Genomic DNA, 11,819 nt, shown 5'->3' with positions numbered 1-11,819 from the left:
AGCATCATCAGCGCGGTGGTGCCGAACTCGAAGCTGTCGCCGCCGAGCAGCGCCGACTTCACCACGTCGGTCCCGGTCTGATGCGCGCCGGAGCAGCGCAGCACGACCTTGCGGCGCAGGCCGTTGGCGCAGAGCGCCTGATGCACCTCCGCCACCCCGATCTCGGCGACCCGGCCGGTGTACTTCAGCGACGTCACCGAAGCCGCGCCGGTCCCGCCGGTATTGCCGGCGACGTTGATGATGTCCGCGCCCGCCTTCGCCACCCCGACGGCGATGGTGCCGATGCCTTCGGAGGAAACGAGCTTCACCACCACCCGGCAGCGCGCCGCCTTGGCGTCGTGGATGAGCTGCGCCAGATCCTCGATCGAATAGGTGTCGTGATGCGGCGGCGGCGAGACGAGCTCGACCCCCGGCGTGCCGCCCCGCGCCGCCGCGATCTCGACCGTCACCTTGGCCGCCGGCAGCTGGCCGCCCTCGCCGGGCTTGGCGCCCTGACCGATCTTGATCTCGATCTCCTCGAGCTGCGGATCGGCGAGATAGCCCGCCCAGACCCCGAAGCGGCCGGAGGCGAACTGCTTGATCTTCGAGCCGCGGATGGTGCCGGAGCGGGTCAGGTGCTCGCCGCCCTCGCCGCAGTTCGACATGCCGCCGGCCATGTTGGTGCCATGCGCCACGGCCTCGTGCGCCGTCGCGACCAGCGCCCCGTGCGACATCGCGCCGGAAGCCAGCATCGGCGTGATCTCATGCGCGGGTTGCACCTTCTTCAGCGCCACCGGTTCCGGCGCCCGGCGCAGCCGGCGCAGCCAGTCGCGGGCGGCGCCGCCCGCGTGGATCATCAAGGCTCCGGCCTCCAGCCAATGTCCGAGGATGTCGCTGTCGAACCTGTCGACCAGCGACTGCCCCAGCGCATCCAGCCGCGCGATGTCGCCCTTTGCCCCGGTGAGCCCGAGGCGGAAGTGGTCGCCGTCCACGGCCTCGCAGGTCAGGCCCCGGACGAGAAAGCAGTTGTTGCCCATGATGTCGAAACGGCCGAGCTCGCGGCCGAATTCCTCGGCCGTGCCGAGAAACCGCGCGTCCGCCGGAAAGGCGAGAACGTCCCGCAAGGCCGCCGGGCGCAGGACACGCTCCTCGGCCATCATCCGGGTGAAGGCGCGGTAGCCGGGCGTCATGCGAAATCCGTCGATCGCCTTCGGGGTCAGACGATCGAAGCTGTTGTTGGCATAGCCCTCGTCCGAGATGCCGAAGGCATCCTCGAGCCGATTGAGCGTCAGCAGCCGCAGCGGATCGGCCTCCTCGCCCGCCGTGGGGAAGCCCACCTCTTCCTCGGTCATGTCCACGAAGCCCCGGACCGCGGTGGTGCCGTAGCTGTGCCCCGCGCCCTCCGCCCGCTCCTTGAAGAGGCCGAGCATCGGCACCTCCTCCTCGCGGCCGACGGTGAGCGCGCGCCGGTGCCAGTCGCACGAGGCCTGCGAGATCACCGCGAAATTCGCGCCGCCGACCGCGGATTTCACGTCGGGAAAGTAGCGGCGCAGCACGGGATCGTTGGTGTCGAGGAAGTTCGGCTCGAAGAACTCGCCGCCCGAATAACTCTCGACCGTGCAGAGACCGACCTTGCCCATGGTCTTCATCAGCGCCTTCTCGGCCGCCTTGGCGAAGCGCTTGAAGGCCTTGTCCGCTTCGGCGCCATGTTTCTCCTCGGCGCGGAACTGCACGCCGAGCGGATAGACCGCCGCCGCGCCGAAGCCGAGCGCGCAGGCGACATGGTGCGAGGACGAGATCTGCCCACTCTCCACGATGATCGAGACCCGCAGCCGCATCCCCGCCGCGATCAGGCGCTGGTTGATGGCTGAGACCACCAGCGTCGTCGGAATCGTGGCGCGGGCGCGCGAGACATGCCGGTCGGTGATGACCGCGATGCCGCCCTGACGCGCGGCGAAATCGGTTACCGCCTCGGCCAGCGCGTCGATCGCGCCGGTCAGCGAGGCCTGATTCGCCGTCGGGTCGTCGAAGACCGGCTCGTAGAGCATCTCGAACCGCCGTACCGGCGTCTCGGTCTGCTCACGGATCTTCAGCATTTCCAGATGGGTGAGGATCGGCGAATTCACCACGATCTGCCGCGCCGCCTGCGCGCCGATATTGGGCTTGGCGCCGAGCGCCACGCGCGTCGTCATCCCGTCGACCTCGCGGATCGAATCGAGCGGCGGGTTGGTCACCTGGGCGAAGCGTTGCGAGAAATACTTGGCCACGCCGCCTTCGGTATCCGACAGCGCATTGATCGCATTGCCGTATCCCATCGCCGAGATCTTCTCGGCTCCCGTCGCGAGCATCGGGTCCATCATGAACCGGAAGCTCTCCTGATTGTGGGAATAGGCGACGTAGCGGGCATGCCGATCCAGATCGCCCGAATAGCGCAGCGGCGAGCCCTGCTTCTCGGCCGGCACCTCCGGCAGGTCGTCGAGACGCACCCGCGCCGCCTCCAGCAGCGCCGGATAGTCGCGCCGCTCCGCCAGCATCTCCAGCGCCTCGACGGTGCCGTAGGCCCGGTCCGTCTCGTGGTCGTAGAAGAGCATGCCCCCCGCCTCGATCCGGCCCCGCCGAAGCACGGTTTCGGGCGGGAAGTCGATCTGCCCGGCCTCGGACATCACCGCGAGATATTCCTCGGTCTCGACCGTGCGCAGCGGCCGCAGCCCGAGCCGGTCGAGCCGCGCCCCGATGATCGTGCCATTCCCGAATATCAGCGCCGCCGGCCCGTCGTTCTTCTCCTCGTAGAGCGAGAAATACTCCAGCATCGCCCGAACCCGCGGCGAGAGCGTGTCGTCGTTCTCCCAGGCCGGCGGCATCATCGAGACCACCGCGGTCACCAGATCGACGCCGTCCTCGACCACCCGCGCCTCCAGCGTCTGGTCGAGCCGGCAGGAATCGGACTGACCCCGCGGCCGGATGATCGCGCGGTTCTTCGCCTTGGCGATCGCGGCCTCGGACAGGCGGTTCTTCTTGTCGGTGTTGAGTTCGCCGTTGTGGGCCATCAGCCGGAACGGCTGGGCCATGGTCGGATGCGGGTCGGTGTTGGTCGAGAAGCGGGTGTGGAAATACATCGTGTGGACCGCGTGGGCCGGATCGGTCAGGTCGCGAAAGTAGGGCACGATCTCGCCCGAATTGAGCCGACCCTTGAACACCTGCATCCGTGCCGAGAGCGACAGGGGGTAAAGCCCGGTCAGCGCATCCTCGGTATAGGCCTCGGCCTCGATGGCCAGCAGCGCCTGATGGATGCGCAGGTCGAGCGCCGCGCCCCGCACGCCCTCGGGCGCCGCGAATATCCATTGGCGGATCGGCAGCTGATGGCGGACCGCCGTCGGGCGCAGCACCGCGTCATCGACCGGCACCTCCCGTTGGGCCAGCACCTCCAGTCCGTGCGCGGCCAGCGCCGCCTCGATGATCCGGATCGCCCGCGGATCGGCGGCGCCGTCGCTCGGCATGAAGAAATTGCCGACCCCGAAGCCGCCCGGCTCCAGATCCCGCCCGACGATCCCCGAGAAGAAGCCGATCGAGAGATCGACCGACACCCCGGCGCCGTCGCCCACCCCCTCGGAGGACATTCCGCCGCGATGCGGCACGGCGCAGAGCGCCTCATGGCCCTTGCGCAGGACGTCGTGATGTTGCTGTCCGTCCTTGCGTGTCAGGAAGCCGACACCGCAGCTGCTCTTTTCCGCGGTGGCGTCATAGAGCCCGAAGCTTGTCTCCTTGCGCATCATGCCCTGCTCCCTGTTCGCATAGGTACGGATCCGCGCGATCACACCTCGTTCCAGGCGGCAACGGCGAAGCACGCAGCGCCAGTCCGGGGCGTTCCAACGCGACATGAGGATGGCTGTTCGGCAGGTGACGCCGCTCTCGCTATCATGCGGGCTATCCCGCAGCGCGTTGCGCCTGGGATCGGCTTTCGAAGCTTATGAACATTCCGGAGCGGGAGGCAACCTCGCGCAGGCGTCGGATCGGTGGGCGCGCCGCCGCCGCTCAAATTTCAGGCAGTGGCGCGACTTAATGAGGCGGGACAGCGGGCGACCGCCGTGGAGTAGCCTGGCGCGCTGACCGGTTCTCCCTCGGACCGCGCGATCCTGGCGCCGATCGAAGCCGTCCGGGCGACGCACGGCCTCCATGCCGAAGCGGGGGGCGACCATCGCCTGTCGACAATCCGCGGCGGTCGCGCCGCGCGACGGTTCAGCGCTGCTGTGCCCAGAGGGCGGCGAGGCGCAGGCAGACCTCGGTCGCCGCGCCCATGTCGGCGGTGCTGATCCATTCCAGCGGTCCGTGGATCGCCTGCATGCCGGTGAAGATGTTCGGCGTCGGCACGCCCATTTCGGTCAGGCGCGAGCCGTCCGTGCCGCCACGGATCGGTGGCTCGCGCGGCTCGATCCCCGCGGCGCGGCAGGCCGCGCGCGCGATCTCGACCGGGCGCATGTCCTGCTCGAGCCAGTAGCGCATGTTGCGGTATTGCGGCGTGATCGTCACCGTGACCCGCGCGCGCGGCTCGACCGCCTGGATCAGCGCCGCCGCCCGTTCGATCAGCGCGCCATGCGCCGCGAGTCCGTCGCGCTCGAAGTCGCGCAGGATGAAGCCGAGCTCGGCCGAGGCCGCCGTGCCATTCATCTGGTAGAGATGGATGAAGCCCTCGCGGCCTTCGGTCGTCTCCGGCGTCCGGGTGACCCGCGGCAGGCTTTCGACCAGCCTGGCTGCGAGATGCAGCGCATTGACCAGCCGCCCCTTGGCATCGCCCGGATGGATCGAGACGCCCTCGATCCGCACCACCGCCTTGTCGGCCGAAAAGGTCTCATAGACGATCTCGCCACGTTCCGCGCCGTCGAGTGTATAGGCGACGGCCGCGCCGAGGTCGCGCGGCAGGTCGGCGTGCACGCCGCGGCCGATCTCTTCGTCCGGTGTGAAACAGACCCGGATCCGCCCGCGCGGCAGGTCTGGGTTGGCCAGCAGGTGGCTGGCGACGGTCATGATGATCGCCACCCCGGCCTTGTCGTCGGCGCCGAGCAGCGTGGTCCCGCTGGCCGTGACGATGTCGTCCCCGATCCGCTCGGCGAGATAGGGGGCGGCGGCGGGCGAAAGCACCAGGTCCGGCGCGTCGGGAAAGCGGATCTCGCCGCCGTCATAGGCGCGGTGGACGATCGGCTTGACACCGGTCGCATTGAATTGCGGCGCCGTGTCCACATGGGCGAGGAGCGCGATGGTCGGCGCCTCGGCGGCGGTCGGCGGGATGGTGGCGAGTACCGCGCCATAGTCGGTGAGCCGGACGTCCTCCGCGCCGATTTCGGTCAGTTCCTGACAGAGCAGGCGGGACAGGACGAGCTGGCATTCGGTGCTCGGCGCGCTTGCCGAGGTCTCGTCGCTCTGGCTGTCGATCCGTGCGTAGCGGATCAGCCGGTCTTCCAGCTCACGCTCGAAATTCGCCATGACCGCTCTCCCGCGACGCTCCCGCGCGGGATACCAGCGCTGGGGAGGGGCCGCAAGCCGACGGGTGTCCGGAGCGAGGGGAGCGCGTGTTCAGCGTTCGGCGCGGTCCGCGAGGCTCGAGTCTTCACTTCACGATCTCGACCGTCACGATTGCGCGCTCCGGAGAAATCTCCACCCCTGGCGCCCTCTGGAGGTTTCCTCCGGGCGCGCAACCGCCGCGACCTGCCACTGGCAGGGCGGCAAGACGCGGTCGCGAAGGGGATGATCCGGCGGATCACCCGAGGGTTTGTCACGCCAAGGCGCGACCACCCGTCAGGCGGCGGAGGAGGGGACCTCATCGGCCGGCGCGGCCTTGGGCGTCCGGCGTCGCGGGGCGCGCGGCTTCTTCGCCGGGGCGGCGGGCGGTTCGGGGGCTTCGGCTTCTGCCGGCTCGGCCGCCAGTGCCTCGACCGGGGTCAGGACCGGCGCGGCGGCTTCCATCGGGGCGGCCTCGGGCGCCTCGGCCGCGGGCTGCATTTCGGGCTCGGCTTCGGTCCGAGTCGCGGTTTCCGGCTCCGGATCGAAGCGGAACTGGCGCAGCAGGAAGGCCGGAACGTGATCGCCCATGCCGGGAAGGTCGGCGCCACCGGCGCCACGCCCGCCGCGGCCGCGACGCGGTTCGGACGAGGCCGGTTCGTGGCTCTCGACGACCCGCGACGGTTCGGCGGCCCGGCTCTCGGCCGAACGACCTTCGTTGGGGCGGCTCTCGCCCGACCGGCTCTCGCCGGATCGGTTCTCGACGGGGCGGCTCTCGACGGGGCGGGGTTCGCGGCGCGGATCGCGTCGGCCGCGCTCGGACCGGCGGCGTTCGGGCGCGGCGGTATCCTCGGACGCCGGTGCCTCGCCGTTTCCGAGCGGGCTTTCCATCACCGGGATCGGCTGTTTTACCAGTTCCTCGATCTTGGCGAGGTATTTCTCCTCATGCGGCAGGCAGAGGGTGATCGACTTGCCCGACCGGCCGGCGCGGCCGGTGCGGCCGATGCGGTGGACGTAATCCTCGGAATGGATCGGCACGTCGAAATTGAACACATGGCTGACGCTCGGGATGTCGAGCCCGCGGGCGGCGACGTCGGAGGCGATCAGCAACTTGAGCTCGCCGTCGCGAAACCGGCCGAGGATGCGCATCCGCATCGACTGGTCGAGGTCGCCATGTAGCGGCGCCGCGTCGAACCCGTGCTGGCGCAGCGACTTGGCGAGGATATCGACATCGACCTTGCGGTTGCAGAAGATGATTCCATTGGTCAGCGCCTCGCCCTCGGCGCGGATCAGCCGGCGCAGAACCTCGCGCTTTTCGGCGGGGCCGGTATCCTTGCGCTTCGGCGTGTGCTTGCAGACCAGCTGGGCGATGGTCTCGGACGCCGTCGCCTGTCGCGCGACCTCGACTCGGACCGGATTATGCAGGAATTCCTGGGTGATCCGGGTGATCTCCGGTGCCATGGTGGCGGAGAAGAACAGCGTCTGCCGGGTGAAGGGCACCAGCTTGAAGATGCGCTCGATGTCGGGGATGAAGCCCATGTCGAGCATGCGGTCGGCCTCGTCGACGACCATGATCTGTACGCCGGTCAGCATCAGCTTGCCGCGTTCGAAATGGTCGAGCAGACGGCCCGGGGTGGCGATCAGCACATCGACGCCGCGGTCGATCAGCTTGTCCTGGTCCTTGAAGCTGACACCGCCGATCAGCAGCGCCATGCTCAGCTTCACATGCCTGGAATATTTCTCGAAATTCTCCGCCACCTGCGCCGCGAGTTCGCGCGTCGGGCAGAGCACGAGGCTGCGGGGCATTCGCGCCCGGGCCCGGCCCTTGGCCAGATGCGTGACCATCGGCAGGACGAAGGACGCGGTCTTGCCGGTGCCGGTCTGGGCGATGCCGAGCACGTCGCGGCCTTCCAGCGCGTGCGGAATCGCCTGTACCTGGATCGGGGTCGGGGTTTCGTATCCGGCTTCGGATACCGCGCGAAGAACCCTGGGATCCAGGGCGAGATCTGAAAATTTGGTCATGTAGCCTTTTTGTCGTGAAGCGGCGACGGAATGGCCGCTGAAGCTCACGCGGCCCGAACCCCCGGATTGAGGTTCACAGTGTGCGAGGCATATAGCCGCGGCCACGCGAAAGGTCAATCCAATGTGCCCGAATCGACAGATTTCGCCGTGACGCGGTGGCAGGACAGCCGCGGGTTGGCCCTTCATGTCACGATCTCGGCCATCACGATCGGGAGCTTCCGGAGAAAACCGCGCCCCTCGGGCGCTTCGCAGGTTTGCCTCGGGCGCGCGGCCGCGCGATCCGTCGCGGCAGGGTCACCTCACGGCTCGCGCAGGCTTTCCTGGAGCCCGCGCAGGAGCGGGTCGAGGAAGAAGTCGAGGACGCTGCGCGCGCCGACATGGAGCTCGGCGGTCAGGGTCATGCCGGGCAGCGGGACCGCGGCGGGGTCACCGGGCAGGCTCTCGCCGTCGAGCGTGATCTGGCCGCGGTGCAGCGCGGTCGTCCCGGACTTGTCCTCCGGCTGGTAGGATTCGCGGCTGACCGCGCGCAGACGGCCGTCGAGCGCGCCGAAGCGGCGCCAGGGGAAGGAATCGATCTTGATCACCACGCGGTCGCCGGGGCGCAGCCGGCCGATGTCGGCCGAGGCGAGAGAGACGTCGGCGATCAGCGGCACACCGGTCGGCACCAGGGTCACCACCGGCTCGCCCTCGCGCATCAGCGAGCCCGGCGCCCGGCGGGCGACCTCGAGCACCGTGCCGTCGCGAGGCGCGCGCAGCACGGTCAGGCTGTCGAGGCGGGCGGCCTTGGCGAGCTGTTCCTCGACACGGGCGAGTTCCGGCCCGACGCGCGACAGTTCCTCCAGCGTCTGGCGCCGCCAGTCGCCGAGGAAGGCGTCGCGCTCGGACCGCTGCGCGGTGATCTGGTGGCTCAGCTCCTCGATGCGCGCCTCGTGCCGCCGCCGTTCCTGCTCGACCGAGAGCCGGGCGGCCGTGGCTTCGAGCACGCCGAGTCGTGAGCCGACCTTCTGGTCGGCGAGGGTGACGCGCATGGTCTCGACCTCGCGCGCGACGGCCATCTGCTCGTCGAGCGACTGGCCCGCTTCGCGTTCGCCGCGGAGCGCCGCCTCCAGCGCGTCGAGGCCGGTGTCCAGCGCGGCTCGGCGGGCGGTGAGATAGGAGCGGCGCTGATCCTGCAGCGCGCCCTGCAGCGCGGCCTCGCCGGCGTCGCCCGCCTCGGCCGGCGCGGGGCCGCCGCCGGCGATCTCGGCGCGCAACCGGTCGCGCTGGGCGGCGAGCGCGCGGCGCTGCGCATCGAGGCTGTCGCGGTCGGCTTGCGTGAAGGTGGAATCGAGCACCGCGACCACGTCGCCCTCGCGCACCGTGTCGCCGGGGCGCACGCGCAGCGCGCGCAGCACGGCGCCGGCGGAGGGTTGCAGCACCACGGGCGGCACATCGGCCGTCAGCCGGCCCGGCGCGGTCACCACCATATCAACCCGCAGGAGGGCGGCGGCGCCGATCAGGCTCAGGATCAGCCCGGCGGCGAGCGCGGGCCAGAGCCGCAGGAACCGCGGCGCCGGTTCGGCCATCAGCGCGTCGAGCGGATCCTGAAAGGCCGCGACCTCGGCGGGCAGGTCGTCGCGGCGGAACAGCCGGCCGATCATGACATGTGCTCGGTCTGCTGCTGCCACAGTCCGCGATAGATCTCACAGCGCCCGAGCAGGGTGGCATGCGGCGCGAAATCCGCGACCCGTCCGCCGTCGAGCACCAGGATCGCGTCCGAGCGCACCAGCGTGGACAGGCGGTGCGAGACGACGATCATCGTCCGGCCGCGCGCCATGTCGGCGAGGTTGCGATTGACCAGCGCCTCGCTCTCGGGATCGAGCGCGCTGGTCGCCTCGTCGAAGACGAGGAGCCGCGGCGCGGTCAGGAGCGCGCGGGCGATGGCGACGCGCTGGCGCTGGCCGCCGGACAGGTTGGCGCCGCCTTCCTCCACACGGGTCTCGTAGGACAGCGGCATCCGGGCGATGAATTCGTCGGCCCCGGCGAGGCGGGCGGCGGCGATCACCTCGTCGAGGCTCGCCTCCGGTCGGGCGGCGGCGATATTCTCGCGCACCGTGCCGCGGAACAGCATGTTCTCCTGCAAGACCACGCCGACGCCCCGCCGCAGATGGGCGAGGTCGATATGGCGGATGTCGACCCCGTCGAGCAGGATACGCCCCGCGCCGGGTGTTTCGATGCCCTGGATCAGCCGGGTGAGCGTGGTCTTGCCGGAGCCGGAGCGGCCGACAACGCCGATCACCTGGCCGGGTTCGATCTCGAAACTGAGCGCGTCGAGCGCGGGGCGCCCCGCGCCGGGCCAGGTGAAGCCCGCCGCCTCGAACCGCAGCCGGCCGAGGATCGGCGGCCGCCCGGGCCGGGCCTGTCCCGAGGTCTCGGTCGGATGATCCATCACCGTGGCGAGCATCCGCACCGACAGGAGGGCCTCCTGATATTCCGAGATCAGCCCGACGATCTGCACCAGCGGGCCGGTGACCTTGGACGACAGCATGGTGAAGGCGACCAGCGCGCCGAGCGTCAGGCCGCCCTGGAACACCAGCATCGCCCCGACCGCGAGGATCGAGATCTGCATCAGCTTTTCCAGCCAGCCGGTCACAGCGCCGGCCAGCGCGCCGATATTGCCGACGTCCCACTGACGGCGGATGGTACCGACGAGGCTCGCGTCCCAGGCCCGCTGTCGGCCGGGTTCGAGCACCAGGGCCTTGACCGCGCGCATGTTGTGCAGCGTCTCGACCAGATGCGCCTGCCGGTCGGCCTCGGCGAGATAGAGCGCGGTCAGCCGCCGGCGGAACAGGGGCAGCAGCGCGGCAATGCTGCCCGCGATCGCCGCGGCGAAACCGAGGACGAGGAGGGTGAGCAGGCCGGAATAGATGGCAAGCAACGTCAGCAGCACGGGCAGCAGCGCGGCGTCGAGCAGGGTCTGCAACAGGCGTCCGGTCAGGAACTGGCGCAGCTTCTCGGTCTGTTGCATGTGCCGGGCGAGGACGCCGGAGGGCGTACCTTCGAACACCGACATCGGCAGCGAGAGCAGATGCGCGAAGGCGCGCGAGCCGAGCTTCGCATCGACCTTGCCGCCGGCGATCATCATCAGCCGCTGGCGGACATAGGTGAAGACCGCGTCGAAGCTGGCGATCAGCAGGAAGATGGCGACGACGACGGTCAGCGTGTTCCAGGCCTGATGCGCGATGACGCGGTCGATGAGCACCTGCAGGAGCAGCGGAATGGAAAAGGCGATCAGGTTGCCGATGACCGCCGCCAGCGCCACGCCGCGCAGAAGGCTGCCCTGGCGCAGCAACTCGGGCAGGAACCAGGCCAGACCGAAAGGCTGGCGATCATCGGTGACGCGCGGCGCGTGCCGGGCGAGGAGCAGCGCGCCGGTCCAGTCGGCTTCGAAGTCCGCGCGGGAGACGAGATGCACGCCGCGGGTCTCGCAGCGCGGATCGAGCACTGCGGCGGCGATCTGGCCGTTCGCGTCCGGTATCGCATCGACCAGCACGATCCAGTGGCCGCCGCGCAGGAGGGCGAGGGCGGGAAAGGCCGAGCCGAGCTTCGTCGCCCGCGCCCAGTCGCAGCGCCGGTCGAGCCGGACGCGAAACCCCGCCTTGCCGAGCGACGCGGCGACCGAGGCGGCCATGTCTCCCTCGACCACCGCCGGCAGGAGTTCGGGGTCCAGTGCCACGCCGTGGTGCGCGGCGAGCAGGTAGGCGCAGCGCAGCGCCGACAATTGGGGGGCGAGTTGCGAAAGCCGGGGATCGTTGGCGCTCATGCGCCTTCGCTTCGCGCAACTTGGTTAGTCTCCGGTAAACGCGGGTCGGGCACGGTTTCGCGGACCCGCTTTCCCCCGGGCGCCGGTGGCGTTATTCTTCGGTCCGAGCCCGGAGAGGAGCCCCGATGAAGATCACGGTCGATGTGGATTGCACGCCCGAGGAGGCCCGGGCCTTCCTTGGTCTGCCCGATGTGGCGCCGATGCAGGAGCGGGTGCTGCGCGAGATGGAGGAACGGATGCTCGCCAACATGCGCGCCATGGTCCCCGACGAGATGTTCCGCGCCTGGCTCCCCGCCACTTCGGCGGGTTTCGAGCCGTTCCTCGACTTCCTCGCGAAGTTTGGCGGCGCCAAGCGCGAGTGACGACGGGAACGCGCGCGAGGCGGCTTCCGCCTGCGCGGCCGGGTCGCTTGCCCCGTGGCGCGGGACGCGGTAGCAGGGTCCGGGCGGGCCTGTAGCTCAATGGTCAGAGCAGAGCGCTCATAACGCTTTGGTTGGGGGTTCAAGTCCCTCCGGGCCTACCA

Annotated in this window: 6 protein-coding genes and 1 tRNA gene; 2 read left to right on the top strand and 5 right to left on the bottom strand. The window is 69.8% G+C overall.

From position 1 onward, the window contains the following. The 5 genes from Q0480_RS10055 to Q0480_RS10035 form a co-directional block, all read right to left on the bottom strand. On the bottom strand, positions 1-3,749 hold a 3,749-nt coding region (locus tag Q0480_RS10055), incomplete at its 3' end, for a glutamate synthase-related protein (RefSeq protein ID WP_299132535.1). A 466-nt stretch (positions 3,750-4,215) separates the two neighbouring features. Continuing rightward, positions 4,216-5,457, bottom strand: a complete 1,242-nt coding sequence (gene pepT / locus Q0480_RS10050; RefSeq protein WP_299132533.1) for a peptidase T — start codon at positions 5,455-5,457, stop codon at positions 4,216-4,218. A gap of 312 nt (positions 5,458-5,769) precedes the next feature. Next, positions 5,770-7,494 (bottom strand): DEAD/DEAH box helicase, encoded by a 1,725-nt coding sequence (locus Q0480_RS10045; RefSeq protein WP_299132531.1) that lies wholly within the window; start codon positions 7,492-7,494, stop codon positions 5,770-5,772. A 299-nt stretch (positions 7,495-7,793) separates the two neighbouring features. Beyond that, entirely contained in the window at positions 7,794-9,134 is a 1,341-nt protein-coding gene (locus tag Q0480_RS10040; RefSeq protein WP_299132530.1) for an HlyD family type I secretion periplasmic adaptor subunit, read from the bottom strand. Further along, on the bottom strand, positions 9,131-11,296 hold the full coding sequence (locus Q0480_RS10035) for a peptidase domain-containing ABC transporter (protein WP_299132529.1): 2,166 nt from the start codon (positions 11,294-11,296) through the stop codon (positions 9,131-9,133). The genes Q0480_RS10040 and Q0480_RS10035 overlap by 4 nt, the downstream gene beginning before the upstream one ends. 125 nt (positions 11,297-11,421) lie before the next feature. Here Q0480_RS10035 and Q0480_RS10030 point away from each other — a divergent pair, with 125 nt between their 5' ends. Together Q0480_RS10030 and Q0480_RS10025 are read left to right on the top strand one after the other, a co-directional pair. Further along, entirely contained in the window at positions 11,422-11,658 is a 237-nt protein-coding gene (locus Q0480_RS10030) for a DUF6489 family protein (RefSeq protein WP_299132528.1), read from the top strand. An 85-nt stretch (positions 11,659-11,743) separates the two neighbouring features. Next, positions 11,744-11,819, top strand: a tRNA-Ile gene (locus Q0480_RS10025).

The sequence above is a fragment of the uncultured Amaricoccus sp. genome (assembly GCF_937891315.1).
Lineage (GTDB): Bacteria > Pseudomonadota > Alphaproteobacteria > Rhodobacterales > Rhodobacteraceae > Amaricoccus.
The sequence above is the reverse complement of the archived record's forward strand: the minus strand, read 5'-3'. Positions and strand labels throughout refer to the sequence as shown.

Coding starts and splice junctions, on each gene's coding strand:
- pepT (WP_299132533.1), bottom strand. CDS start 5,457: ATGGCGAATTTCGAGCGTGAGCTGGAAGACCGGCTGATCCGCTACGCA.
- Q0480_RS10045 (WP_299132531.1), bottom strand. CDS start 7,494: ATGACCAAATTTTCAGATCTCGCCCTGGATCCCAGGGTTCTTCGCGCG.
- Q0480_RS10040 (WP_299132530.1), bottom strand. CDS start 9,134: ATGATCGGCCGGCTGTTCCGCCGCGACGACCTGCCCGCCGAGGTCGCG.
- Q0480_RS10035 (WP_299132529.1), bottom strand. CDS start 11,296: ATGAGCGCCAACGATCCCCGGCTTTCGCAACTCGCCCCCCAATTGTCG.
- Q0480_RS10030 (WP_299132528.1), top strand. CDS start 11,422: ATGAAGATCACGGTCGATGTGGATTGCACGCCCGAGGAGGCCCGGGCC.